This is a genomic window from Acidiphilium sp. C61, from assembly GCF_905116885.1.
Taxonomy (GTDB): domain Bacteria; phylum Pseudomonadota; class Alphaproteobacteria; order Acetobacterales; family Acetobacteraceae; genus Acidiphilium.
This window is the reverse complement of sequence record NZ_CAJHNI010000005.1, coordinates 1,236,345-1,260,429: the sequence shown is the minus strand read 5'-3', so window position 1 is coordinate 1,260,429 and position 24,085 is coordinate 1,236,345. Positions and strand designations below refer to the sequence as shown.

The window sequence follows — 24,085 nt, the reverse complement described above, 5'->3', positions numbered from 1 at the left end:
TGAAGCTTTTATGACAACTGATCCGCCTCTGTGACGCTTCCGCCCGTACGCAACCCCTGCGCGATCCGCCCGCGCAGCATTTCTACCGGCGTCTCCAGCCTGCCGTAGCGCACTGCCCGGCGCACCCGCTTCCCGCCCTCGCCGCGCAGGATCAGGGTAAGGACCGTCGCTGTCACATCGGCGCTGGCGATGTCCGTCCAGGCGTGATGCTCGGCATCCGCCGGCTTGCGGTGCAGCGTGATGCCCTCCACCCCGATGACCGCGCGCGCGCGTATCGCCCTGTCGGCGCGCAGCCGCCGCATCGACTCGACCGCGCCGATCACCGCGATCGTGCCGGCAAGCGGCAGCAGCAGCGCCATCATGGTCAGGAACGGGCTTGGCTGCGCCGTCCGCACGAACACGAAGGGGGCGGCGAGGCCAAGGAGCAGGATCATCAATGCGATCGGCAGTGGCGGATTGGGCCGCGCCGGACCGGCGCGCAGCGCGAGTTCCCCGCCCGGTTGTGCGGCGCGATCGCCGTCGTCATCGTTCATGCCGCTACCCTGCCCGAGCGGGTCAGGTTTGTCGATCATCGGCGCCGGGGCATAGTGATTTCAATGACCGCCGAATCGCCCCGTCCCAGCCTCGCCGCGCTGTTCTCCGGCTTCTTCGTCGCCGGGCTGTCCGGCTTCGGCGGCGTGCTGCCGTTTGCCCGGCGCATCATGGTCGAGCGCCGCGGGTGGCTCACCGCGGCGGAATTCTCGGATCTGTTCAGCCTGTGCCAGTTCCTGCCCGGCCCCAACGTGGTGAATCTCGCCGCCGCCTTCGGCGCCCGGCAGCGTGGCTTCGCCGGCGCGATGGTCGCCATTGTCGGATTGCTTGCCGCGCCGGTCGCCATCGTGATCGCGCTCGGCACCGTCTATGAGCGGATCGGCTCGATCCCGCCGGTTCATCACGCGTTGCAGGGACTTGCCGCCGGTGCTGCGGGCCTGTTCGCGGCGGCCGCGCTGCGCATCGCCTGGCCTGCCGCGCGCCTTCCCGCGCGCGCTGCCGTTGTTGGCCTTGCCTTTGCCCTGTTCGGCGTTCTGCACCTGCCGCTGCCGGCGGTCATCGTCGTCGTAACACCGCTGTCCGTGTTCGTCGCGTGGCGGCAGCATCGATGATCCTGCTTGTCCTGCTCGGCCTGTTCGCCGGCCTGTCGCTGATCGCGATCGGCGGGGTTGCCAGCACCTTGCCGGCGATGGCGCGCGCCGTTGTCGCCCATCACTGGATGAGCGCGCCACAATTCGCCGCCCTGTTCGGCCTCGCCCAGACCAGCCCCGGCCCGAACATGCTGATCGCGACGCTGATCGGCCTGCATGTGGCAGGGATTGCCGGCGCGCTGGTTGCCACGCTCGGCATGATCGGTCCTTCGAGCGTGCTGACGGTTGTGGTCGCCGGGGTGTGGGAACGGTTCCGCGCCGCGCGCTGGCGGCTGGTTCTGCAGGCGGCGATCACGCCGGTTTCGGGGGGGCTGATCCTCGCCGCCGCCCTCGTCGTCGTCCGCGCGGCCGATCATGGTCTGCGAGCCTGGGCGATCACGCTCGCGGTCATGCTTGTTTCGCTTCGCGTCCGGTTGCATCCGCTGGTTCTGCTCGCTGCCGCCGCCGCCCTCGGGGCCGCGCTGTTCTAGAGCATCTTTATCCGATCAGATGGGATCATCTGATCGGATAAAGATGCTATATTTATCAAAAAAACAGAGCACGACATCCGATCCTGATGGATCGGAACGTGCTCTGACCCGCCGGACGAGGTTCAGCCGAGCCGAAGTGCGACCGGCAGCCCCGCTTTGGGCAGGCGCGCGAAGCGGCTGATATCCGGTGCCGGTGCGCCATAAAGATATCCCTGCGCATAGTGGCAGCCGCACTCCCGCACGAAATCCCGTGCCTCCGGCGTCTCGATCATTTCCGCGATGGTGCTGATCCCCATCCGGCGGCACAATTCGGTCAGCGCCGAGAGAAAGGCGCGGCCCTTCTGCGCCCGCTGCGCGTGGCGGATCGCATCGCCGTCGAACTTCACCGCATCGACCTCCAGCACCGAGAGATACCGGAATGACGAGGCGCCGGCGCCGAAATCGTCGAGCATCACCGCGAAGCCGCGGTTGCGCAGCCCCTGAATGAAGCCGTTGGCGGAATCGAGATCGGCGATCTGGGCACTTTCGGTAATCTCGAATGAAAGGCGACGGCCCAGCCATCCGTTTTCGTCGAGCAGCCGGTGCAGCCCGCTGGAATAGGCAGGGTCGACGATCGAACGGCCGGAGATGTTGATCGCGATATTCACCTGCGATTCGTTCAACGGCCGGGCGGCGAGCCACCCCACCGCCTTGCGCGCCATGGCCAGGTCGAAATCGGCGATCAGCCCCGTCTCCTCGGCCAGCAGGATCGTCTCGAAGGGCGATGTCGTGCCGGCGTGCTCGAAGCGGGTCAGCACTTCGTAGTGGTGGACGGAGCCATCCGCGATGTTGACGATCGGCTGGAAGACGAGGTCGAAGGCTCCGTTATCGATCGCCCGACGCAGCCGCGTCACCGCTCCCATCGCATCGCTCAGCGTCGTGCGCAGGCGCTCTCCCGCCTCCTGCAGCGTCATGCCCTGGCCCTCGCCGAAACGGTGCATGGCATAGACCAGCCCGCGCGCCAGATCGTCCTCGCTCATGCTCGCTTCGCGCATCGGCAGGGTCACGGCTTCCACGCGCGGCGCGGCTGGGTCGGCCGCGTGGATCATGGCCTCGATCCGGCCGACCAACGCGCTGAAATTCTGTCCCGCCTCGTGCAACACCGAATAATGACCGCTGTGCAGCCGCGTCGCGGTATCGCCGCCGAGCGAATGGGCCTTGAGCAGGTTGTCCAGCGTGTCACCGAGGCGCTTGCTGTCGGGATCAGTCGCGCCGCCCATCGGCGGGATCGCCAGCAAGGTCATCTCGGCGCCGCTGGACCCCGCCGCGGCGAGACGACCGGCAAGATGCCGCGCCTCCTCGACCGCATCCGGCGGAGGTGCGGTCTCGGGCGCATCCTCCGGCAGCCTGCGCATGGCGACGTAGATCCGGTCGCTGCCGCTCTCGAGCCGGTGCGCCGCGACGCTGACCCGGGTGCCCATGCCGCGGGGACCGTCGAGGCGGACGGTTCCGGCCATTGCCCGGCGCGTCGGCGTCAGCGCTTCGAGCATGCCGGCGATCCGCCCGCGATCTGCCCGGTCGATCAGATTGTCCAATGGCCGGTTGGTCCAGGACGCTACGGTTCGGCCGGTCAGCGCCTCGCTCGCGCCGGACATGGTCTCGATCCGCAGATCGCGGTCGAGCGTCAGAAGCAGGTCGCCCCAGCAGAATGCCAGCAGCGCATACCGATCCCGATCCTGCCGCAACCCGTTTACCACGGTGTCGGCTTTCGACATCCCGTTTCAGTCTCCGTACGATGTCGTGAACCCGGCCTGCCTGGATGGCCGCATCCATACCCTGCCAATAACGATAACCACCGCCTCACGCAGCGGAATTGTCCAAATATGGGATGAGTTGATTAAGCAAGGGTTAACTGGACGGCTTCATCCCAACGAAGCGGCCAGCAGGTCGAGCGCGTGGTCGACTGTCGCCCGCCGCACCGCGGCCCGGTTGCCGGCGAAGACGCGCCGTTCGGCCAGCGTCACGCCATCCTTGCGCGCAACGCCGAACCAGACCGTGCCGACCGGCTTTTCCACCGTCCCGCCCTCCGGCCCGGCAATGCCGGTCACCGCCACCGCAAGGTCAGCCGTCGCGCGGGCCAGCGCACCTTCGGCCATTGCCCGCGCCACCGTCTCGCTCACCGCTCCATCCCGCGCGATCAGCGCGGGGGAGACGCCGAGCATTGTCGCTTTTGCCTCGTTCGCGTAGCTGACGAAGCCGTAGCCGAACACGGCGGAAGCGCCGGCAATGTCGGTCAATGCCGCGGCGATCATCCCACCCGTGCAGCTTTCCGCCGTCGCGACCGTGCGTTGCGCCTGCTTCGCGCGCTCGATCACCAGCGCCGCTTTCTGGTTCACAGCCCCGTTCCCGGCCAGATGAAGCGCAGGATCACGAGCACGATCGCCGCGAAGGCTCCGGCGATCCAGTCATCAGCCATGATCCCGAGCGCGTCGTGCCGGGCATCGGCGAGGCTGATCGGCCAGGGCTTGCGGATATCGAAGAGCCGAAACAGCAGGAAGGCGAGCAGCACGCCCGAGCCAGTCAGCCAGGGCAGGCCGAGCAGGGCGATCATCTGGCCTGCGATCTCGTCGATCACGATCCAGCCGGGATCGCGCCGCGCCATGCCGGTTCCGGGGATCGCAATCAGCCCCGCGGCGCTGGACACCACGATCCCGCCGGCGAGCGCGCCGATGCCGTGGCTGTAGAGCACGCAGCCAAGGAGCAGGCCGAGCAGCGCGCCGGCGGTGCCCGGCGCGCGCGGCACGAAGCCGACGCCGAGGCCCGAGGCCAGCGCACGGCCCAGCACAGTCGTGGCGCTCACCGCGACGCGGTCCACCGTACCACCGGGTCGGTCGCCGGCTCTCCCTCCAGCGCGCGATAGATCACGATCCCCTCCGTCACCCGTTCCACATAGTTGCGCGTCTCCCCGAACGGGATCTCCTCGATCCAGGTCACGAGGTCGACCCCGCCTTCCGCCTTCGGCATGCGCGGATCGCCATTGGCGGCGATCCATTTCGTCACGTTGCCGGGCCCGCCATTATAGGCTGCGATCGCGAGCGGCAGGCAATCGCCGAAGCGCTGGAGCAGATGGGCAAAATAGGCGGAACCGAGCGCAATGTTCCGCGACGGATCATCGAGCAGCGCGCCCGGCGGCAGGGCGAGACCGGAGCGCTGCGCCACCTGCCGTGCCGTTCCCGGCATCAGCTGCATCAGCCCTGCGGCGCCGGAGGGGCTGACCACGCGGGGATCGAAACTGCTTTCCTGGCGGATCAGCGACAGGATCGCGCTGCGCGGCGGCGGCGGCGGGGGCGGCGGAACGGTTGCCGCGGTGGGCTCGATGCGCGGCTGGCCGCGTGCCGGCAGCAGCCCCGGCGGGATCGGCCAGCCGATACGCACCAGCATGTCTCCCGCTGTTCCTGCCATCCGCGCCACCATGACCGAGGCCGAAACCTGGCCGATCCCGTCGGCGAGCCGGGCGTCGAGATAGCGGTCGACAAGCCCCGGGCTGAGTTCGGCCATGCGCAGCAGGAAGGCGCGGGCCCGGCGCGGCGCGCCCATTTCGGCGAGCAGGACCGCTGCTTGCGGCAATTCGCGGGCGGCGAAGGCGGAGGCCTGTCCCGCCGTCAGCCGCGGCTCGCCGAGGACGCGCAGTCGTGCCGCCAACTGCGTCGGCGTTTCGCCCGCCTGAAGCGCCGCCAACTGGCCATAGAACGTATCCGGATAGGCGGCGGCGCGCAGCAGGTCGGCCCGCGCCGTCCGGCCGCTCTCGGTCTGCGCCAGCCAGTAGAAGGCACGGGCACGGGTGATCACCGCGGTTGAGAGCCCCTGCAACTTGACGAACCAGGGCCGCGCCTCGGCCGGGTCGTGCAGCATGCGCAGGGCAATGAACCCGGCGAGGAAATCGCGGCTGGCCCGTGAATCCTCGCCCGGCGGCTGCCCGGCGGCGACCAGCGCATAGGCGTCCTTCGCATCGCCGGCAGCGAGCAGGTCGCGCGCGAAACTCTCCCGTCGCCGCCAGAGCAGCGCACGCGCCAGCCCCGTCGCCTGCTTTGCCGCATCCGCGCCCAGCGCCTGCCACAGCGCGAGCCGCGCGGCCTGGTCGGGCGCGGCGGCGAGTTCGGCAAAGAACAGGAACGGCGTCGCCCGCTCGGTCGTGGTCAGCGCCGCTACCGCCGGCTGTGCCCGCGTGGCGCCATGTGCGAACGCGATGAAGGCATGGGCGGTGGCTAGCTTGCCGGCCGGCAACTGGCCGAGCAGCATGGTCGCCATGTTCAGTTTTCCAGCGATGGCGAGGCGTGAGAATCGCGCCCAGTTCGTCTCCGGCGTCAGCAGCGCGCCGTATTTGGCCTCGAAAATCGCCGCACTGGCCGGGCTGTCGAAGCCCTCGATCCAGGCGCGCCGGGCGAAGCGGGCCGCCTCGCGCGGGGCCACCTTGTCGATGGCTGCGGCGCAGCGCGCATTGGCGGCGGCGGTTTCGGGTAGCCGGGTGCTGCATTCGCGCCGCACCGTGGCGTCGTCCGGGTCGGCGGCCAGCGCCTCATTCCATCGGCGGGCAAGGATCCCCTGCTCCGGCCAGTCCGGATATTTCGCCATGAACGCGGCGATCTCGGTCTCGTTCGCCGCCCCGGGGTCGAGCAGCCGGTAGAAGGTCACCAGCCGCGCCACCAGCCGGTCCGGCTCCGCGGCGGCGAGGGTTTCGGCCTCGGTCCAGTGATTGGCGCGGATGTCGTTCATGATCCGGGCGAGGGCGGGGTCGGGCTGCAGCGGGGCGGCGATGGCGATCGCGCCCAGCGGCGCGGGTGCGGCGCCGAGAGCGAGCAGTGACGTCAGCAGCAGCATCCGGATCATGCCCGAATCAATAGCAGGACTGCTCCCGCGCTCCCATACCTTGTCGCCGCCGAATGCTGCGAATAGGTTACGTCCACTCACGGAGATTACAATGTTTCACGGCTCACTGGTCGCGCTGGTTACCCCGATGCACGAAGACGGTCGCATCGACGAGGCAGCGCTCGAACGTTTCATCGAATGGCAGATCGCCGAGGGCACCAATGGCCTCGTCCCGGTCGGCACCACCGGCGAATCTCCCACGCTCAGCCATGACGAGCACAAGCGTGTGGTCGAAATTACCATCGAGGTGGCGAGGAAACGCGTTCCGGTGATCGCTGGCGCCGGCTCGAACGCCACGCGCGAGGCGATCGGCCTGGCGAAGCACGCCGAATCCGTCGGCGCCGATGGCGTTCTCGTCGTCACCCCGTATTACAACAAGCCGACGCAGGACGGGCTGTTCCGCCACTTCACCGCGGTTGCCGATGCGATCGGCATTCCGCTGATCATCTACAATATCCCGCCCCGCTCGGTGATCGACATGAGCGTGGCGACGATGGCGCGCCTCGCCCGGCACCCCAACATCGTCGGCGTGAAGGACGCGACCGCGAGCCTCACCCGGCCGCTGCATACCGCCGCCGCCTGTGGCGCGTCGTTCTGCCAGCTCTCGGGCGAGGATCACACCGCACTCGCCTTCCTCGCCTCTGGCGGGGTCGGCTGTATTTCGGTGACCGCCAACATCGCCCCGCGCCTCTGCGCCGAGATGCAGGCGGCGTGGCGGGCCGGCGACCTGAAGGCGGCGATGGCGATCCAGTCCCGCCTGCTGCCGCTGCACGATGCGATGTTCGCCGAGAGCAATCCCGCCCCGGCGAAATATGCCGCCTCGCTGCTCGGCTTCGGCTCGGAATTCTGCCGCCTGCCGCTCGCCCCGCTGGCCGAGGCGACGAAGGCGCAGATGCGGGCCGCGATGACCGGGCTCGGGCTGATCGCCTGATGGCCGAGCCCCGGAAATCCGGGCTGATCTCCCACGGGATCGCCGCACAGAACCGCAAGGCCCGCTTCAACTACACGATCAAGGATACGGTCGAGGCGGGACTTGTGCTGCGCGGCGCCGAGGTGAAGTCGCTGCGCATGGGCCGTGCCACGCTCACGGAGGCGTTTGCCGGCGAGCGCGATGGCGAGATGTATCTCTTCAACATGTATATCCCCGAATATCAGGGCGGCGTGCTCTCCCGCTTCGACACCAAGGGCCCGCGCAAGCTGCTGCTCAAGCGCAAGCAGATCGACCAGCTGCTCGGCGCCATCGCCCGGCAGGGGTCGACCGTCGTCCCACTCGACGTGCATTTCAACCCGCGCGGGCTCGCCAAGGTCACGCTCGGCATCGCCGAGGGCCGCAAGCAGCATGACAAGCGCCAGGCCATCGCCAAGCGCGACTGGGAACGCGACAAGGCCCGCATCCTCAAGAACCGCTGACCTCATCGCGCGCTGGACCGCGCGCCCGTTCCCCCTCTATCATCCCCCACCCCGGAAGGAGAACGGCGATGGACGAGGCGGACAAGCAAGGCAAAGACGGATCGGACATCAGCCTGATCGGCCAGATCCGCGACAAGCTGATCGGCCGCAAGCAGGACTGGTCGCGTGAGGGGCGGGGCCTGACCGGCACCACCGCGCCGCCGGCGCAGCGCCTTCCGCCCGGCCAGCGCCTCGTCACCGACTGGCCGGTGCTCGATCTCGGCGTCCAGCCCGAAGTGCCGAAATCCGCCTTCCGCCTCGCCATCGACGGCGCCGTCGCCAACCCGGTCGCCCTCGACTGGGACGGGTTCATGGCGCTGCCGCAGCAGGACAGCGTGTCGGACATGCATTGCGTCACCACCTGGTCGCGCTACGACAATCACTGGCGCGGCGTGTCGATCGCCACCGTTCTCGACCTCGTGCAGCCGCACCCGGAGGCGACCCACGTTCTCTTCGAATCCTATGACGACTACACGACCAATCTCCGCCTCGACCAGTTCGCGGCCGAGGATTGCTACCTGGTGCACAGCTGGGAGGGAAAGCCGCTGACCCGCCAGCATGGCGGGCCGGTGCGGGTGCTGGTGCCGCGCTATTATCTCTGGAAATCCGCCAAATGGGTCCGCCGCATCACCTTCGCCGTGGCCGACCGCAAGGGCTTCTGGGAAACCCGTGGCTACAACAACAATGCCGACCCCTGGGCCGAGGAACGTTACGCCTGAGCCCCCCCGCCTTCACGCGGGCCCCGGCTTCGGCTACCAGTCGGCTCGAACAGGGTATCCAACTCAGGAGAAACTCGATGATCAAGGTGGGCGACAAGCTCCCGGCCATGAAGCTGATGACCCCCGGCGCCGAGGGGCCGCAGGAGATCGACACCGGCGAGCTGTTCGCCGGCAAGACGGTGGCGCTCTTCGCCGTTCCTGGCGCCTTCACCCCCACCTGCAGCGCGAAGCATGTGCCCGGCTTCCTCGAGCATCACGATGCGCTGAAGGCAAAGGGCGTCGATGAAATCGTCTGCATCGCGGTGAACGACGTGTTCGTGATGTCCGCCTGGGCCGAGGACCAGAAAGCCGCCGGGAAGATCACCTTCCTCGCCGACGGCTCCGGTGCCTTCACCCGCGCCATCGGCCTCGAACTTGACCTCATTGCCCGCGGCCTCGGCGTGCGCAGCCAGCGCTATGCGCTTGTCGCCAAGGATGGCGTGGTGACGCATCTCGCCATCGAGCAGCCCGGCGGCTTCGACGTCAGCCGTGCCGAGGCGGTGCTGGAGTCGCTCGGCGGCTGAGCCTTTCCGCGTGACGCCACGCTGCGGCCCGACGCTGAGCGTCGTCGTCCCCTGCTACCGTGAGGAGCCGAATGTCGCGCCCATGGTCGCCGCCCTCGATGCCGCACTCGCCGGCATCGACTGGGAGGTGATCTTTGTCGATGACGACAGCCCCGATGGCACGGCCGCTGCGGCACGCGCGCTCGCCCGCACCGATACCCGGGTGCGCTGCATCCGCCGCATCGGCCGGCGTGGCCTGTCCTCGGCCGTGATCGAGGGGGCGCTGTCGAGTTCCGCGACCTTCGTCGCGGTAATCGACGGTGACCTGCAACACGACGAGACCATCCTCCCCGCCATGCTCGACGCGGTGCGCGCAGGGGCGGATATCGCGGTGGGCAGCCGCCATGTCGGCGGCGGCGACGCCGCCGGCCTCGCCTCGCCGCTGCGCCAGCGCCTCTCCGGCGCCGGAATCGGCCTTGCCCAGAAACTCGCCGGTGTGGCGATCTCCGACCCGATGAGCGGCTTCTTCCTGCTCCGCCAGGCGCTGTTCGAGGATCTGGCGCATCGGCTGAACGGGCAGGGTTTCAAGATCCTGCTTGATCTGCTGCTTTCCGCGCCGGTACCGCTGAAAGTTGCCGAACTTCCCTATCGCTTCCGCCCCCGCGCCGCCGGCGAGAGCAAGCTCGACATCCTGGTGATGGTCCAGTTCGCCGGCCAGTTCGTCGACCGCGCGCTGGGGGGCGTGGTGCCGTTGCGCTTCATCGCCTTCGCGCTGGTCGGGCTGTTCGGCATTTTCGTGAATCTTGCCGCGATGCAGGCGAGCCGCGCCGCCGGGCTCGATTTCGGCCCGGCGCAGACGCTCGGCACCATCGTCGCGATGGTCGCCAATTTCGAGATGAACAATCGCCTGACCTACCGCACGATGAAGCTGCGCGGGGCGCGCTACTGGCAGGGGCTCGTGCTTTTCATGCTGGTCTGCGGCCTTGGCGCGATTGCCAATATCGGCATCGCCGGCGCGCTCTATCGTGGCGCCGATGCGAACGGCCTCGCCGCCAGCGCCGCCGGCTCGGCGATCGGCGTGGTCTGGAACTACGCGGTCTCCGCCACGCTGGTGTGGCGCGTGCGATGAGCGCGCACAAATCATGCGTGCGATGAGCGCGCCAGGTCGATGCGTGCGATGAGCGTGCCGGACCGGTCCGGGCGATGAGCCGCCGGGCCTGGCTGGCGGCCCTGGGCGGCCTCACTTTCCTTCGCCTTGTTCTCGCCGGCCTCATTCCGCTCTCGCCGGACGAGACCTATTACTGGCTGTGGTCGAAGCACCTCGCCACCGGCTATTATGACGACGCGCCGCTGATCGCGCTCTGGATCCGGGCGGGCACGTTGATTGCTGGCAACGGCGCGCTCGGCATTCGCCTGCTCTCGCCGCTCTCCGCCGCCATCGGCACGCTGCTGATCTGGCGGGCCGGTGAGGATCTCTTTCCCAACCGCCGTGCCGGTCTCACCGCCGCGCTCCTGCTCAACGCCACCCTGGTGCTGAACGCAGGCGCCATCATCACCACGCCGGACACGCCGCTCCTGCTGTTCTGGACGGCTTCGCTCTGGGCGATGGCGCGCTGGCTCGCCACCGGCGACGATCGCTGGGTCCTCGCCGCCGGCCTCGCCGCCGGGCTCGGCTTCGAGGCCAAATACACCGCTGCCCTGATCTTCGTTGCCATCGGCCTGTTCGTGCTCGTCACCAGCGAGGGCAGGGCGGGGCTGCGCCGGAAGCTGCCCTGGCTCGGGCTGCTGATGGGCCTGCTGGCGATGCTGCCCGTCGTCATGTGGAACGCGGCGCATGGCTGGGCGAGCTTCGCCAAGCAGGGCGGCCGCTCCGCGCATCTCGATCTTGCCGGTATGCCCGGCCACCTGCTCGGGCTGGTCGGCGGGCAGATGGGCCTTGCCACTCCGCTCGTCCTTGGCCTGATGGCGTGGGGTGTCTGGTCGTTGCGGCGCGACCGCTCCGCTGCCGCCCGCCTCGTCCTGCTTGCGGTGCTGGTGCCTGCCGCCGTGTTCGTCGAGCACACGCTCTCCGGCCCGGTGCAGGCGAACTGGCCCGCCATTCTCTACCCGGGAGCCGCGCTTGCCGCCGGCGCCATCGCCCCGCGCATCGGCCGCGCCTGGCTGCGCGCCGCCGCGGCATTTGGTTTCCTGCTGGCCGCGATCGTCTGGCTCCAGGCCGCCGCCGCACCATTTCCGCTGCCCCCGCACCGCGACCCGACCGCGATCCGCCTCGCCGGCTGGAAGGCGCTGGCGCGCGATGTTGCCCGCGCCGCCGCGTCGCGCCATCTCACCGTGATCGCGAGCACCGACTACAGCACCCTGTCCGAACTCGCGCACGACCTGCCGCCCCGCTTCACCGTGGTCGGACTTGGCCCGCGCTGGCGGTTCTTCGCCGCCCCGCCGGCCGCGCCCGGCACGCGGGTCCTGCTGGTCCAACCGTCCTGGCTCGCTGGCTTCGCCGCAAGCGAGGTCGCCGCCGCCGTTCCCGCGGGCCACGTCGCCCGCCGCCGCGCCGGCATCGCGATCGAATCCTACGTCCTGTCCACCGCCCGGCTCGCCCCCGCCCCCGCCGCACTCATGAGGCCCAAGCAATGACCCGCCAGCCCACCGCCGAGGATGTTCTCGCCGCCCGCGCCCTGATCGCCCCGCATATCGTCCGTACCCCGACGCTGCGCTCTCCCGCGCTCGACGACCGGACCGACGCGGAGGTCTTCATCAAGGCCGAACCGCTGCAGCGCACCGGCAGCTTCAAGCTGCGCGGCGCGACAAACGCCATCCTGAGGCTTGCCCCCGCGGCGCGTGAAGCAGGCGTCGTCGCCTATTCCTCGGGCAATCATGGCCAGGCGGTGGCTTGCGCTGCGGCGGCTCTCGGAATTCCGGCGACGATCGTGATGCCGCGCGACGCGCCTGCCATCAAGCGCGAGTCGACCGCCGCCTGGGGCGCCGAAATCGTCCAGTACGACCGCCGCACCGAAGACCGCGTCGCAATCTCCGCCACGATCGCCGCGCGCACCGGTGCCGCGCTGATCCCGCCTTTCGACCATCCTGACGTGATCGCGGGGCAGGGCACGCTCGCGCTCGAACTGGTGGAGGATGCGCGGGCGGCGGGTGCTGCGCTCGATCTCGTCTTCGTCTGCACCGGCGGCGGCGGCCTGACTGCCGGCTGCGCCCTCGCTCTCGAACACGCCTCGCCTGAGACCCGGCTGATTGCCGTCGAGCCCGAGGGGTGGGACGATACCGGCCGTTCGCTCGCCGCCGGCGTGCGGCTTGCGAATGATGGCACGGGCTCCGCGCTCTGCGACGCGCTGATGGCGATGACCCCCGGCGAACTGACATTCGAGCTCAACGCGCCGCGCCTTGCCGGTGCCCTCGCGGTCAGCGAGTCGCAAGTGCTTTCCGCCATGAGCTTCGCGCTGCGCCATCTCAAGCTGGTGGTCGAGCCCGGCGGCGCCGTGGCGCTGGCGGCGGTGTTATCCGAGGCGCTGCCGCTCGAGGGATTGTCGGTCGGTGTTGTGCTGTCGGGCGGAAACGCCGATCCGGAACTTCTGACCCGCGTCCTTGGAGTCACCTCCTGACGGTCTGATTCAGGCTTTTTTAACCCCTACCCCCGATACTCCGGCTCCGAAAGGCAGCTTGGAGTTCATGGCGCAGCGCAAGAAGAAAGGCGGCAAGGGTGGCGATCAGGCGGTCAACCTGGTCATCCGTCGCGAAGAGATCATTGAGGCCGGCCATCACGGCGGGGCCTGGAAGATCGCGTATGCCGACTTCGTGACGGCCATGATGGCATTCTTCCTGCTGATGTGGCTGATCAGCGCCACCACCAAGGCGCAGCGCATTGGCCTTGCCGACTATTTCAGCCAGGCCAACGTGCTCAATCGCGGTGCTTCCGGCGAGGGCAAGCCCTTTGGCGGCAAGACTCCGTTCGACAAGGGGTCGCTCGCATCCGATCTCGGTGCGGTGCGTGTGACCGTCGGGCACAATCCAGTCTCCTATCGGGTGCCGCACACCCCGCAGGGCCGTCAAATCCGTCCCGATCATCCGACCGGGAAAGACATGGTGAATACCTCGCCGGGTTCCGGCCATCAGCCCCGAGCCGACAGCGCGGCATCGTCATCCACGTCCCCTCCCGCAACTGTCTTGCAGAAGCCGCAGCCGGCCGGCTCGGCCGGCTCTGCCATGCAGGGCGCGTTCGGCGGGGTTGCGCCCGGCAATCTCGGGATCGCCAAGCTGAAAATCGCCGGCACCGAGATCAAGAATATTGTGGCGCAGGATCCCAATCTTGCCTCGCTGTCCAAACAGATCAGCGTCACCGTCACGCCGGAAGGCCTGCGCATCCAGATCATGGACGCGCACAAGCGGCCGATGTTCGCGTTGGGTTCGTCTCAACCCAACCCCATGACACTTCGACTGCTCACCAAGATCGCACCGATCCTGAGTGGCCTTGGCGATAACATCCGCATCGCCGGCTATACCGATGCGAGACCGTACGTTGCCGGTCCGAAAGACAACTGGGATCTCTCTGTCGAGCGTGCCAACGCGACGCGGCAGGTTCTCGTCAAGGCCGGTTTTCCGAAGCGGCTGATCGCGCGCGTGAGCGGCTATGCCGACCATAAGCTGCTCATCTCATCCGACCCTATGGCGGCTGCCAATCGGCGGGTGGGGATACTGGTGGTGCGTCCGGCACTGCCTCAAGGGGTCAAAACAGCTGGTGCCGCGGCGCCATGACCCGACCGGAGAAGCAATATTCTGGAATTTCGGTGATTTATGCTCACTCTGGGAGGCGTTGCGTTCCTGCTCGTCTGTGTGTTTGGAGTCTTCATCGTAACTGGCGGGGCCATCGTCCCGCTGCTCAAGTCGATGCCCTTCGAACTCATCACGATCGGCGGCGCTGCAATCGGCACGTTTGTAGCCAGCAACTCGATGCACAACATCAAACACACGCTGGTTGGCTTGAAGAAGGTGTTGCGCGGCAGCGCCTTCAAGAAGAACGACTATACCGATCTGCTGTGCCTGCTGTTCTACCTTGTTCGCCTCGCGGCGACACGCGGCGCAATGGCGCTGGAGCCGCATATCGAGCGTCCAGATGAAAGTCCGGTCTTCAAGCATTTCCCCACGATCCTGAAAAATCACGAAGCTACAGGCATCATCTGCGATTATTTGCGGATGGTTGGCATGAATGCTGACGATCCGCACCAGATCGAGGACGTGATGGCCCGTGAACTGCGCAAGACCCTCGCCGAGGAACTGCACGGCGCGCATTCGTTGCAGAACATGGCGGACGGCCTGCCCGCGCTTGGCATTGTCGCCGCCGTTCTCGGCGTGATCAAGACCATGGCCGACATCAGCAAGCCACCCGCCGTGCTCGGCGAGATGATCGGCGATGCCCTGACAGGCACGTTTCTGGGTGTGCTGCTGGCCTATGGCGTGGTTGGGCCGCTCTCCACGCGGCTGCGTGGCGTGGTCGAGGAGGAAGCTCGCTATCTCGAGGTGATACGCGCGGTTCTGGTTGCCCATCTGCACGGCAACGCGCCACAGGTCAGCGTCGAGGTTGGCCGGAAAATGGTACCGAACCCCCTGATGCCGACATTCAGTGAGCTTGAGGAGTCGATCGAATCCCTCAAGATCGCAACCTGATCGTCACGGGAGCAATCACTGATCCTGGAGCACGACATTCGATCAGATTGGATCGGGTGTCGTGCTCTATCCTATTGATAAACAGAGCACCTTTATCCGATCAGATGGCTCCATCCGATCGGATGATGCTCTAGCCAGGACCGACGAGATGCCGTTGCATCAGAACCACGTCGATCCAGCGGCCGAACTTGAACCCCACATCGCGGAGCGTGCCGACGCGCTGGAAGCCGAGACTCGCATGCACGCCGATCGAGCCGACATTGTCGGAATCTCCGATCACTGCAAGCATCTGCCGGAACCCTGCTTCGCGCGCTTCATCGAGCAACCGTGCCACCAGCGCCTTGCCCACGCCCTGGCCCCTGACATCCTCGCGGACGTAGACACTGTCCTCGGCCGTGAACCGATAGGCCGAGCGGTCGCGATACTGGTCGAAATAGGCATATCCGAGAATGCCCGTCGCATCCGTGGCGACCACCCAGCTTCGCCCCCTGCCGGTGATCTCGCGGTGCCGTGCTGTCACCGCTTCGAGCGCAGGCGGCACCTCGTCGAACGTGCCGGTCCCTTCCAGCACATGGTGGGCGTATATCGCCTGGCAGGCGGGCAGGTCTTCCAGCGTGGCGGGGCGGATATCCATCGGCGCGATTCCTTGGCAGGTCGGTCCCTGATCCAGCACCGCCGGTTCGGAAACGCAAGACCCGTTCACCGGAGAGAACGATCTATGGCAAATGATCAGATTTTGTGGTAGACAATCGTTAGATGTTTGATTGGATATTTTATTTCGTAACCGGGTGCGTTTTTTGCACCCCGCGGCGTCTTTTATCGGCGCAGCAGACCGGCACGTACGCCCCGGGCGAAAGATCCATCGCAACGGGGAAAGAACTTGTCTGATGCACGATACCAGCGAGCCGATCGACGCTGCGCCGCAGAGCGGCGTGATTCCTCACGTCCGTATCCTCGCGGTCAGGGCGGCGGCGCGCTTTCACGGGGTCGATCTCGACCCTGAACTGCTGCGCAAGGACGCGGACCCCGCCGCCGCACCCGGGTCTCCCGCCCTTGTCGAATGGGCGCGCGAAGCCGGGCTCTGGGCCCGGGCCATACGGGTCGGTTTCCGCCAACTCCTCAAGACCGACACGACCGCTCCTGTAATCCTCCTGATGAAGGATGGCGGCGCCGCGCTGATGATCGCCAGCGACCGCGAGCGTGCCGTTGTCCTCCTGCGTGACCCTCGAGCCCCGCAGGGAGCGGCGCCGGTCCCGATCGACGAGTTGCAGCTTGCTCAGATCTGGGACGGTGCGGTGCTGCTGATCCGTGGCGAGCGCGCCGAAGAAGACGCTGATCCGGTCTTCAACTTTTCCCTGCTGTTCCGGATGGTCTGGCACGAGAAGCGCCTCCTGCGCGACATCGCAGTGAGTTCCATCACCCTGACGATCCTGCAGATCATTCCGGCGCTTCTCGTCATGGTCGTGCTCAACAGCGTCATCGAATACCACGCGATGAACACGCTGGCGCTGATGTCGATCATCTTCGGCGTCAGCGTCCTGTGGGAAGCGCTGCTAACCTGGGGCCGGCAGATGATGCTGGTCACGCTTTCGACCAGGATCGATGCCCGGCTGAACCTGATGATCTTCGACCGGCTGATGACAATCCCGATCGAATTCTTCGAGCGCAACCAGGCGGGTCAGATCGCCTACAAGGTTTCCCAGATCTACCGTGTGCGCGACTTCATCACCGGCCGCCTGCTGACGACGTTCATCAACATATTCATGATCGCGCTGGTCCTGCCGATCCTGTTCTACCTCAATGCCTTCCTCGCCTGGACGGTTTTGATCGCCTCGGCAATCATCGCCATCATCATCACCGCCTTCCTCCCCGCGATCGCCCGCCTGACCGGGCGCATCATCGAGGCCGAGAGCGCAAAGGGCGCGGTTCTCGTCGAGAGCCTCTACGGTGTGCGGACGGTGAAATCGCTGGCGCTCGAAAAGGTCCGCGCGGATGATTGGGATGGCCGCGTCGCGCTCACCAGCCGGCTGAACCTGGGAATGGGGCAACTCTCTGCCTGGCCGCAGGTGCTTTCCCTGCCGTTCGACCGCTATGCCACGACCGGCGTTCTGCTGCTGGGCGGCTATGTCGCGCTCACCTCGCAGAACCCGCTCGCCGCCGGATCGCTAGTCGGGTTCATGCTCCTTGGCGGGCGCGTTGCGGGTCCGCTGGTGTCTTTCGCCCGTCTTGTGCAGGATGCGCAGGAAGCCCGCGCCGCCTTTGCCATCGTCGGCGAGGTGCTCAACCGACCGACCGAACGCCGCGCAATGAACACCGGCCTGCGTCCCGCCTTTCGCGGCGCCATCGCGTTCGAGGATGTGACGTTCACCTATGAAGGTGCCAAGACACCGGCGCTGAACAAAGTCAGTTTCGCGGTGCCTGAGGGCACCATGCTCGGCATCGTCGGCCGTTCCGGCTCAGGCAAATCCACGATCACCCGCCTGCTCCAGGGGATCAACCGCGACTATCAGGGGGCGGTGAAGATCGACAATACCGAACTGCGCGAGATCAATCTCCGTCACCTGCGCAAGAGTTTCGGTGTTGTCCTGCAAGACAATTTCCTGTTCCGCGGCTCGGTGCGCGACAATATCATTGCCGGCCGCCCCGGCCTCACGTTCGAGGACGCGATCCGCGCCGCCCGCCTTGCCGGCGCCGAGGAATTCATCGAGCGTCTGCCGCAGGGCTACGAAACCTTTGTCGAAGAAGGGTCTCCCAACCTTTCAGGCGGGCAGAAGCAGCGCCTGGCGGTGGCCCGCGCGCTCGTCGCCGATCCACGCCTGCTGATCCTCGACGAGGCGACCAGCGCGCTCGATCCCGAGAGCGAGGCGCTCATCAATGCCAACCTGCTGCGCATCGCCCGTGGCCGGACGATGGTGATCGTCTCCCATCGCCTCGCCTCTCTGGTCGACTGCGACAAGATCCTGGTGATGGATGCCGGCCGGGTTGTCGATATCGGCCGGCATGGCGACCTCATCGAGCGCTGCGACATCTACCGCCATCTCTGGCTGCAGCAAAACCGTCACATGAATCCCGAAGGAGGTCGCCATGCGCCAACCCCGACCCTCGCCCAAGGGGCGTGAGCGCCGGCCGCCTGCCGGCGGCAATCTCGCTCTGGCCGATTCGGCCGCACTGGCGGACATGCCGATGCCGCTTCTGGAATTCCAGTCGCCCACGGCCGCAATCGTTGCCTCGCCGGTCACGCCGGTGGCGCGCCAGACCATGCTCATTGTCACGCTGCTTGTCGCAACAATGCTGGTGGTTTCGGCCGTGGTCCGCATTCCCAAGGTGGTGGCGGCGCCCGGCCGACTCGTCTCCACCTCCCCCAATATCCTGCTGCAACCCTTCGGCACCTCGATCGTCCAGTCGATCGATGTCCATGAGGGCGAGATCGTCCACAAGGGGCAGATCCTTGCAACGCTGAACCCCACCTTCGCCCGGGCGAATTTCCGGGCCCTCAACGCGGAGGTCGTGCAGCTGTCCGCCCAGCGCGACCGCCTTGCCGCCGAAGCCAGTGGCACCACCTACGCCCCCGCGCATCCCGACGCGCCCCAGCGGCTGCAGGCGGCGATCTTTGCGAGCCGCAAGGCCGAGCGCACCTACACGATCGAGAATTTCAACCAGAAGATCGCCGAGCTGCGCATGGTCGTCGCCAAGAACGAGCAGGCGGCCCACATCTATCGCCAGCAGGTTGGCGTCGCGACCGATGTCGAGCATATGCGTAACCAGCTCCAGCACATGCAGGTCGGCAGCAAGCTCAACTCGCTGCTGGCGATGAACGACCGGCTTTCCGTATCGAATTCGCTGTCCGGCGCCGTTGCCACCGCGGCCGCCGGCGAGCGTGACCTCGCCGCCCAGCAGGCCGAGCGCGATGCGTATGAGAAGAAATGGGCTGCCGATGTCGAGCAGAAACTCGTCGAGACGTCGAGCAAACTGATTGCTGCCCAGCAGGACCTCGCGAAGGCCCGGCTGCAAAGCCAGCTGGTGGTGATGCGCGCGCCGCGCGCCGCGGTGGTGCTGACCATCGCCGGTGTTTCGGTCGGCTCCGTGCTGCCATCCGGCGGAAAGTTCATCACCCTGGTTCCGATGGATGCACCGCTGGAAGTCGAGGCCGATATCAGCGGCACGGAATCCGGCCATGTTCATGTCGGCGATCCGGTCACGGTGAAATTCGCCACCTTCAATTATCTGCGCTACGGCACTGCCGTTGGTACGCTGCGTTCGGTCAGTGCGGACAGTTTCAGCCCCGAGCAGCTCCCCGCCGAAGGCACCTCGCCTCTGCCCAACCGGCCACATGTTCTCTACTACAAGGCCCGCATCTCGATCGACCGGCTCAAGCTGCATGGTGTTCCGTCTGGCTTGCGGCTGACCCCCGGGATGCCGATCACCGCCGACATCAAGACCGGCAAACGCACCGTCCTGTCATATTTCCTGACCAAGCTGCTTCCCGTCGCAACCGACAGCATGCGCGAACCGTGAGGCCGTTGCGGCGATGAAGCTCATCGACCACCTTGTGTCCCGCTCGCCGGCCCGCGCGCTGCGGCGGGCGCGCCGGCTGGCTGCCGGCGGGCAGAGCGTCCGAGCTGCGCGGCTCCTCAGCGCAGCCGCAGCTGCCGGCCTTGTCGAGGCGCAGCACGAGGTGGCTCACGCCTATCTCGCCGGCACCCTGTTTCCCCGCAACCCCGGCGAGGCCGCGCGCTGGTTTCTTGCCGCCGCCGAGGCCGGGCATGTTCCGAGCATGTGCCGTCTTGCCAGCCTGTATCTGATTGGCGTTTCGGCGCCTGCTTCCGGCGTCGGCCTGTTCCCCGACGATCACTGGACGACGGACACCGCCGCTGCGGATTATCCGGCGGCACTCGTCTGGGCCCGCAAGGCGGCCGAGGCTGGCTCCGCCGACGGCCAGTCGCTCCTCGGCTTCATCCTGGCCAACGGCCCCGATGGCATTCTCGACCGGGACGCCGCCCTCGAATGGTATGGCAAATCCGCGGCGCAGGACTGGCCATCCGGCCATCTCGGCTATGGCATGCTGCTGATGAACCGCGCGGATACGGCGGAAAAGACGGTCGAGGCGATCCGGCCGATCGAGCGTGCCGCCGATGCGGGGCTGCCCAGCGCGCATTTCCTGCTCGGTGTCATCAACGAGCAGGCGGTCGGCATCCTGCCCGATCTGCCACGCGCCCTGGCCCACTACCGCAAGGCGGCGATCCACGGCATCCGCAACGCGCAGGCGAAGCTGGGTGTGATGCTGCTGTCCGGGCAGGGCTGCGCGCCGGACCCTGTCGAGGGGGAGTCCTGGCTGCGTCGGGCCGCCGTTGCCGGCGATCCGGAAGCCGCCGCCCTCGTCGGCGACCTCTACGCCCGCGGCGGAGATCTGCCGCCGAACTACGCCGAAGCCGCGATCTGGTTCCACGCCGCGGCCGAAGCCGGCCACCGCACCGCCGCACGCGCCCTCGGCATGCTTTACCTGACCGGCGCCGGCGTGGCGCGCGATGCCGATGAAGCTTCCCGCTGGCTCGCCCGCGCGGCCAGCGGCGGCGATACCGATGCCCAGATCGATCTTGCGAGTCTTGTTCTGCGCCGGCAGGTCCGCAACGCCTCGGTCGATGGTCTGCCGATCCATGAATGGTTCGAACGTGCCGCGAGTTCCGGCGACGCGATCGGCGCGTTCAACTACGCGGTCTGTCTCCTCGAGGGTGTCGGAATCGCCCGCGACGACACGAAGGGGATGACGTGGCTGCGCCGTGCCGCCGACAATATTGTCAATGCCCAGTACCTGTACGGGGTGATGCTGCTTCAGGGCAGGGGTGTCGCCGCCGATCCGGTTGCGGCCTATGAGTGGATCAGCCGCGCTGCTGACACCGGCATGGTCGATGCTCTCGCCGAGCAGGCCGAAATGAAGCTGCATGCCCGCGGCACTTCCCGCGACCATGAGGGCGCGCGCGACATTTTTCTGAGGATTGCCGAAGCCGGCCATTCCGGCGCGATGTTCGCGCTCGGCGCACTGCATGGCGGCGGGCATGACATCCCGGTCGACCGCGCGGCGGCGTTGTACTGGTATCGCCGCGCCGCCGAGGCAGACCATCCGATCGCGCAGCTGATGCTTGGCCGCTGGCTCCGCAAGGGGTTGGCCGGTCCGCCCGATCCGGTAGAAGCCGAAGCCTGGCTGGTCCGTGCCCTCGCCCAGGGCATCGAGGATGCCCGCGCTGACCTCGAAGCCCTTGCAGACGCCTCCGACGCCTCCACGCCTGCCGGGTCAGACCCCGCTTCCGTCCGTGCCGCAGGCGGCTAAGTCCCCCCTTGCGGATATACGCCGCCGCCGCAATGCGGAGGCGGTCGACGCGTGGCGCCGGGCTGGCCTCGCCCTTGCCGCGCGGGATGCCGCTGGCGCGGCATTCTGGCTCGATCGCGTCTGTCGCCTGGCGCCCGATGATGGACGGCCGCGGTTTGAGCGCGCCCTCCTTCTGGCCGCGACCGGGGATTCTGCCGCCCCCACCGCCCTCGCCGAGATCGCCGAGCGCTTCGATCACGCCGATGCATGGATTGCCCTGGCCCGCCTTCGTTACGCCGAAGGCGCGCATGAGGAGGCTGCCGCCGCTCTGGCCGCCCTGCTGTCCCGTCATGAGGTGCCGCCGGTCCTCAAGGACGGGGGCAGTTTCGAAGCATTTGCCCGCGGCATTGCGTTTGGCGCCGGCCGTGCCGGCTGGCGCGGCGCCGCCGGAGGCCAGATCGTCGGCGAAGGTCCGGATGGTGCTGGCCTTCTCGGCGCGCCGGACCTCGTCGCGATTTGCCGCCATGAAGGCGTCGCATTGCCGGCGGGGCAGGGGATCAAGGGCTGGGTTGCCTATCCCGCAGCGGCGTGGCGGGTGCCGCGCCTCACCCTTGTGGATCGGAACGGTGCCCGCCGCACCGTCACGCCAGGTCGTCGCCTCGGCCCTTCGGAGCACATGCCGTTCGGGGAGCGCCATGGCTTTCGCATCGGCCCTGCCCGCCTTGCCGGCCTTGTTCCGCCCTTCACGATCGAGACCGAGTATGGCGGCGTCCTGGCCGGCACGCCGATCGATCCCGCAGCCCTCGCTGCCCTGAAGCCGGACCGGGCTCGCCGGCGCGCTCCCGTCCTGCCACCCCGCGCTCCGCTCTGCGCCGTAATGCCGGCCTATCGTGACGCCGTGGCAACGGCCGACGCCATTGCCACGTTCCGACGCGCAGCTCCGCGATGCCCGCTGGTTGTGGTGGATGACGCATCGCCCGAACCCGCGCTTGTTTGCCTTTTGGATAGGGAGGCCGCCGCCGGACGCATCGTGCTGCGGCGCCACCGCCGCAACCGCGGTTTTCCCGCTGCCGCCAATGCCGGCATCGCCATTGCCCGGCGCCTTGCTGCCGGCTGTGACATCCTGCTGCTCAACGCCGACATCCTGCTGCCGCCATCCGCCCCAGCTCGACTGCATGACGCGCTGTATCGCGCCCCCGATATCGCCAGCGTCACGCCGCTCTCGAACGAGGCGACGATCATGAGCTATCCGGCCCGTACGGGCGGCAATCCCGTACCCGACGAAGCCGCGACCGTTGAGTTCGACGCGCTGTGCCGCCGCACCAATGGGCGCACCCTGATCGACATCCCCACCGCTATCGGTTTCTGCATGGCGATCCGTCATGACGCTCTGGATGCCGTCGGCGGGTTTGACGCCACGCTTTTCGCCCAGGGCTATGGCGAGGAGAACGACTGGTGCCGCCGCGCGGCGCGCCGGGGATGGCGTCATGTCGGCGCGCCCGGAATTTTCGTCGCGCATCGCGGCAGCGTATCTTTCGGGCCAGGTGCGGCGGGCCTGCGCGCCCGTAACCTCGCGCTGCTCGAGCGCCGTCATCCTGGCTATGCCACGCTGGTCGCCGCACATGAGACGACGGATCCGCTGCACGGCGCGCGGCGGCGCCTCGATATCGCCCGCTTCGCCGCCGGGCGTTGCGGACGCGGCGCCGTGGCGCTGGTCACCCATGATCATGGCGGCGGCATCGCCCGTGTCGTCGACGCTCGGGTGGCCGCACTGCGGGAGGCGGGGCTGCGGCCCATCCTGCTCAGCCCAGACCTGGTCGGTCCTGACGGCACGATCAGCAAGACCGGCCCCACGCGCCTCGCCGATGGCAGTTCCGCAGCCTATCCGAACCTGACGTTCGACCTCAGCCGTGAAATGGCCGGGCTGGTCGACCTGCTCCGCCGGGAAGATGTGCGTCACGTCGAGTTCCACCACACGCTCGGGCATGCACCGGCGATCCGCACCCTCGCAACGCGCCTCGGCGTTCCGACCGATCATGTGGTTCACGACTACTCCCCCTTCTGCAAGCGGGTTCATCTCGTCGGCCCGCATCGCCGCTATTGCGGCGAGCCCGATGCTGCGGGCTGTGCCGATTGTGTCGCCACCGCGGGCAGCGATCTGAACGACCCGATCGCACCCGCGTCCCTGCGCGCCCGATCGGCCAGGGAGTTCGCCACCGCGCGGCAGATCATCGTGCCTTCCGCCGATACCGCTGCCCGGCTGCGCCGCCATTTCCCGGGGATCGCCATCACTATAAGCCCATGGGAAGACGATGCCGGCCTGCCGCCGCCGGCGCCGCCGCCCCGTGGCGTGCCCCGCCTGGTCGCGCTCGCGGGGGGGATCGGCGCGCCCAAGGGGTATGACCTGCTGATCGACTGCGCGCGTGACGCCGCTGCCCGCGACCTGCCGCTCTCCTTCCTGCTCGCCGGGGCAAGCGAGGACGACACCGCGCTGATCGCCACCGGCCGGGTGCGTATCACCGGAACATATCGCGAGGGCGAAGCGCAGGCGCTGCTGCGCGGTTCGGGTGCCGTGCTGGGCTTTCTTCCCTCGATCTGGCCGGAAACCTGGTGCTTCGCCCTGGGCGAGCTCTGGCGCGCCGGCCTGAACGTCATCGGGTTCGATATCGGTGCCCCGGCCGATCGGATCCGCGCCACCGGCTGGGGTGCCGTGTTGCCGCTCGGCCTTCCGCCGGCTCGGATCAACGATGTGCTCCTGACCTGGCAGCCGCCGCCCCGGACCATCGGTGCCCCGGCGCTGCCATCGCCTCTTTTCCGACCGTTCTGACCATGGAGAGACCCA

21 protein-coding genes are annotated in these 24,085 nt (G+C 67.7%); 15 read left to right on the top strand and 6 right to left on the bottom strand.

All coding sequences use genetic code 11. The features are described 5' to 3' along the window. Positions 1–8 precede the first annotated feature (8 nt). Positions 9–572 (bottom strand): hypothetical protein, encoded by a 564-nt coding sequence (locus HUW10_RS08680; RefSeq protein ID WP_174503135.1) that lies wholly within the window; start codon positions 570–572, stop codon positions 9–11. Between the two features lie 24 nt (positions 573–596). Here HUW10_RS08680 and HUW10_RS08675 point away from each other — a divergent pair, with 24 nt between their 5' ends. Next, complete coding sequence (locus tag HUW10_RS08675) at positions 597–1,142, top strand: chromate transporter (RefSeq protein ID WP_174503134.1); 546 nt, start codon at positions 597–599, stop codon at positions 1,140–1,142. Next, a complete protein-coding gene (locus HUW10_RS08670) occupies positions 1,139–1,651 on the top strand; it encodes a chromate transporter (protein WP_174503133.1) in 513 nt (170 codons plus the stop codon). Before HUW10_RS08675 ends, HUW10_RS08670 begins: the two co-directional genes overlap by 4 nt. Positions 1,652–1,773: 122 nt before the next feature. Here HUW10_RS08670 and HUW10_RS08665 read toward each other — a convergent pair whose 3' ends face one another. From HUW10_RS08665 to HUW10_RS08650, 4 genes are all read right to left on the bottom strand, one after another. Next, positions 1,774–3,405, bottom strand: a complete 1,632-nt coding sequence (locus HUW10_RS08665; RefSeq protein WP_174503132.1) for an EAL domain-containing protein — start codon at positions 3,403–3,405, stop codon at positions 1,774–1,776. Positions 3,406–3,552: 147 nt separating this feature from the next. Beyond that, the gene (locus HUW10_RS08660; protein WP_174503131.1) at positions 3,553–4,026 is read right to left on the bottom strand and encodes a CinA family protein; all 474 of its coding nucleotides are present in this window, start codon (positions 4,024–4,026) and stop codon (positions 3,553–3,555) included. Then, positions 4,023–4,490 (bottom strand): phosphatidylglycerophosphatase A, encoded by a 468-nt coding sequence (locus tag HUW10_RS08655; protein ID WP_371808621.1) that lies wholly within the window; start codon positions 4,488–4,490, stop codon positions 4,023–4,025. Before HUW10_RS08655 ends, HUW10_RS08660 begins: the two co-directional genes overlap by 4 nt. Next, positions 4,487–6,517 (bottom strand): lytic transglycosylase domain-containing protein, encoded by a 2,031-nt coding sequence (locus HUW10_RS08650; protein ID WP_174503129.1) that lies wholly within the window; start codon positions 6,515–6,517, stop codon positions 4,487–4,489. The genes HUW10_RS08655 and HUW10_RS08650 overlap by 4 nt, the downstream gene beginning before the upstream one ends. A gap of 91 nt (positions 6,518–6,608) precedes the next feature. Between HUW10_RS08650 and dapA the strand changes: the two genes are divergently transcribed. The 9 genes from dapA (at position 6,609) to motA (ending at position 14,939) form a co-directional block, all read left to right on the top strand. Then, positions 6,609–7,487 (top strand): 4-hydroxy-tetrahydrodipicolinate synthase, encoded by an 879-nt coding sequence (gene dapA, locus HUW10_RS08645; RefSeq protein WP_174503128.1) that lies wholly within the window; start codon positions 6,609–6,611, stop codon positions 7,485–7,487. After that, on the top strand, positions 7,487–7,966 hold the full coding sequence (gene smpB, locus HUW10_RS08640; RefSeq protein ID WP_174503127.1) for an SsrA-binding protein SmpB: 480 nt from the start codon (positions 7,487–7,489) through the stop codon (positions 7,964–7,966). Before dapA ends, smpB begins: the two co-directional genes overlap by 1 nt. A gap of 68 nt (positions 7,967–8,034) precedes the next feature. Next, positions 8,035–8,724 (top strand): sulfite oxidase-like oxidoreductase, encoded by a 690-nt coding sequence (locus HUW10_RS08635; RefSeq protein WP_174503126.1) that lies wholly within the window; start codon positions 8,035–8,037, stop codon positions 8,722–8,724. A gap of 77 nt (positions 8,725–8,801) precedes the next feature. Further along, the gene (locus HUW10_RS08630; RefSeq protein WP_174503125.1) at positions 8,802–9,287 is read left to right on the top strand and encodes a peroxiredoxin; all 486 of its coding nucleotides are present in this window, start codon (positions 8,802–8,804) and stop codon (positions 9,285–9,287) included. Positions 9,288–9,297: 10 nt separating this feature from the next. Beyond that, positions 9,298–10,395 carry a glycosyltransferase gene (locus tag HUW10_RS08625; RefSeq protein WP_174503124.1) on the top strand — a complete coding sequence of 366 codons (1,098 nt, stop codon included), beginning with the start codon at positions 9,298–9,300 and terminating at the stop codon, positions 10,393–10,395. A 74-nt stretch (positions 10,396–10,469) separates the two neighbouring features. After that, positions 10,470–11,900 carry a glycosyltransferase family 39 protein gene (locus HUW10_RS18535; protein ID WP_174503123.1) on the top strand — a complete coding sequence of 477 codons (1,431 nt, stop codon included), beginning with the start codon at positions 10,470–10,472 and terminating at the stop codon, positions 11,898–11,900. Next, positions 11,897–12,880 carry a threonine/serine dehydratase gene (locus HUW10_RS08615; protein ID WP_174503122.1) on the top strand — a complete coding sequence of 328 codons (984 nt, stop codon included), beginning with the start codon at positions 11,897–11,899 and terminating at the stop codon, positions 12,878–12,880. Before HUW10_RS18535 ends, HUW10_RS08615 begins: the two co-directional genes overlap by 4 nt. Before the next feature lie 67 nt (positions 12,881–12,947). Continuing rightward, the gene (locus tag HUW10_RS08610; RefSeq protein WP_174503121.1) at positions 12,948–14,030 is read left to right on the top strand and encodes a flagellar motor protein MotB; all 1,083 of its coding nucleotides are present in this window, start codon (positions 12,948–12,950) and stop codon (positions 14,028–14,030) included. Between the two features lie 39 nt (positions 14,031–14,069). Beyond that, positions 14,070–14,939 (top strand): flagellar motor stator protein MotA, encoded by an 870-nt coding sequence (gene motA, locus HUW10_RS08605; protein WP_174503120.1) that lies wholly within the window; start codon positions 14,070–14,072, stop codon positions 14,937–14,939. A 130-nt stretch (positions 14,940–15,069) separates the two neighbouring features. Here motA and HUW10_RS08600 read toward each other — a convergent pair whose 3' ends face one another. Next, the gene (locus tag HUW10_RS08600) at positions 15,070–15,573 is read right to left on the bottom strand and encodes a GNAT family N-acetyltransferase (RefSeq protein ID WP_174503119.1); all 504 of its coding nucleotides are present in this window, start codon (positions 15,571–15,573) and stop codon (positions 15,070–15,072) included. Positions 15,574–15,826: 253 nt separating this feature from the next. Between HUW10_RS08600 and HUW10_RS08595 the strand changes: the two genes are divergently transcribed. From HUW10_RS08595 to HUW10_RS08580, 4 genes are read left to right on the top strand one after another with little or no spacing between them, the layout of a single operon-like run. Continuing rightward, a complete protein-coding gene (locus HUW10_RS08595) occupies positions 15,827–18,058 on the top strand; it encodes a peptidase domain-containing ABC transporter (protein ID WP_174503118.1) in 2,232 nt (743 codons plus the stop codon). Next, positions 18,024–19,454, top strand: coding sequence for an HlyD family type I secretion periplasmic adaptor subunit (locus HUW10_RS08590; protein WP_174503117.1), 1,431 nt, complete (start codon positions 18,024–18,026; stop codon positions 19,452–19,454). The genes HUW10_RS08595 and HUW10_RS08590 overlap by 35 nt, the downstream gene beginning before the upstream one ends. A 13-nt stretch (positions 19,455–19,467) precedes the next feature. Then, the gene (locus tag HUW10_RS08585) at positions 19,468–21,264 is read left to right on the top strand and encodes a tetratricopeptide repeat protein (RefSeq protein ID WP_174503116.1); all 1,797 of its coding nucleotides are present in this window, start codon (positions 19,468–19,470) and stop codon (positions 21,262–21,264) included. Next, the gene (locus tag HUW10_RS08580; RefSeq protein ID WP_174503115.1) at positions 21,170–24,070 is read left to right on the top strand and encodes a glycosyltransferase; all 2,901 of its coding nucleotides are present in this window, start codon (positions 21,170–21,172) and stop codon (positions 24,068–24,070) included. Before HUW10_RS08585 ends, HUW10_RS08580 begins: the two co-directional genes overlap by 95 nt. Positions 24,071–24,085: the final 15 nt, after the last annotated feature.

What these genes read in the sequence shown, in the direction of transcription:
- HUW10_RS08680 (WP_174503135.1), bottom strand. Translation starts at nt 572, where the DNA reads ATGATCGACAAACCTGACCCGCTCGGGCAGGGTAGCGGCATGAACGAT.
- HUW10_RS08675 (WP_174503134.1), top strand. Translation starts at nt 597, where the DNA reads ATGACCGCCGAATCGCCCCGTCCCAGCCTCGCCGCGCTGTTCTCCGGC.
- HUW10_RS08670 (WP_174503133.1), top strand. Translation starts at nt 1,139, where the DNA reads ATGATCCTGCTTGTCCTGCTCGGCCTGTTCGCCGGCCTGTCGCTGATC.
- HUW10_RS08665 (WP_174503132.1), bottom strand. Translation starts at nt 3,405, where the DNA reads ATGTCGAAAGCCGACACCGTGGTAAACGGGTTGCGGCAGGATCGGGAT.
- HUW10_RS08650 (WP_174503129.1), bottom strand. Translation starts at nt 6,517, where the DNA reads ATGATCCGGATGCTGCTGCTGACGTCACTGCTCGCTCTCGGCGCCGCA.
- dapA (WP_174503128.1), top strand. Translation starts at nt 6,609, where the DNA reads ATGTTTCACGGCTCACTGGTCGCGCTGGTTACCCCGATGCACGAAGAC.
- smpB (WP_174503127.1), top strand. Translation starts at nt 7,487, where the DNA reads ATGGCCGAGCCCCGGAAATCCGGGCTGATCTCCCACGGGATCGCCGCA.
- HUW10_RS08635 (WP_174503126.1), top strand. Translation starts at nt 8,035, where the DNA reads ATGGACGAGGCGGACAAGCAAGGCAAAGACGGATCGGACATCAGCCTG.
- HUW10_RS08630 (WP_174503125.1), top strand. Translation starts at nt 8,802, where the DNA reads ATGATCAAGGTGGGCGACAAGCTCCCGGCCATGAAGCTGATGACCCCC.
- HUW10_RS18535 (WP_174503123.1), top strand. Translation starts at nt 10,470, where the DNA reads ATGAGCCGCCGGGCCTGGCTGGCGGCCCTGGGCGGCCTCACTTTCCTT.
- HUW10_RS08615 (WP_174503122.1), top strand. Translation starts at nt 11,897, where the DNA reads ATGACCCGCCAGCCCACCGCCGAGGATGTTCTCGCCGCCCGCGCCCTG.
- HUW10_RS08610 (WP_174503121.1), top strand. Translation starts at nt 12,948, where the DNA reads ATGGCGCAGCGCAAGAAGAAAGGCGGCAAGGGTGGCGATCAGGCGGTC.
- motA (WP_174503120.1), top strand. Translation starts at nt 14,070, where the DNA reads ATGCTCACTCTGGGAGGCGTTGCGTTCCTGCTCGTCTGTGTGTTTGGA.
- HUW10_RS08600 (WP_174503119.1), bottom strand. Translation starts at nt 15,573, where the DNA reads ATGGATATCCGCCCCGCCACGCTGGAAGACCTGCCCGCCTGCCAGGCG.
- HUW10_RS08595 (WP_174503118.1), top strand. Translation starts at nt 15,827, where the DNA reads ATGCACGATACCAGCGAGCCGATCGACGCTGCGCCGCAGAGCGGCGTG.
- HUW10_RS08590 (WP_174503117.1), top strand. Translation starts at nt 18,024, where the DNA reads ATGCGCCAACCCCGACCCTCGCCCAAGGGGCGTGAGCGCCGGCCGCCT.
- HUW10_RS08585 (WP_174503116.1), top strand. Translation starts at nt 19,468, where the DNA reads ATGAAGCTCATCGACCACCTTGTGTCCCGCTCGCCGGCCCGCGCGCTG.
- HUW10_RS08580 (WP_174503115.1), top strand. Translation starts at nt 21,170, where the DNA reads ATGCCCGCGCTGACCTCGAAGCCCTTGCAGACGCCTCCGACGCCTCCA.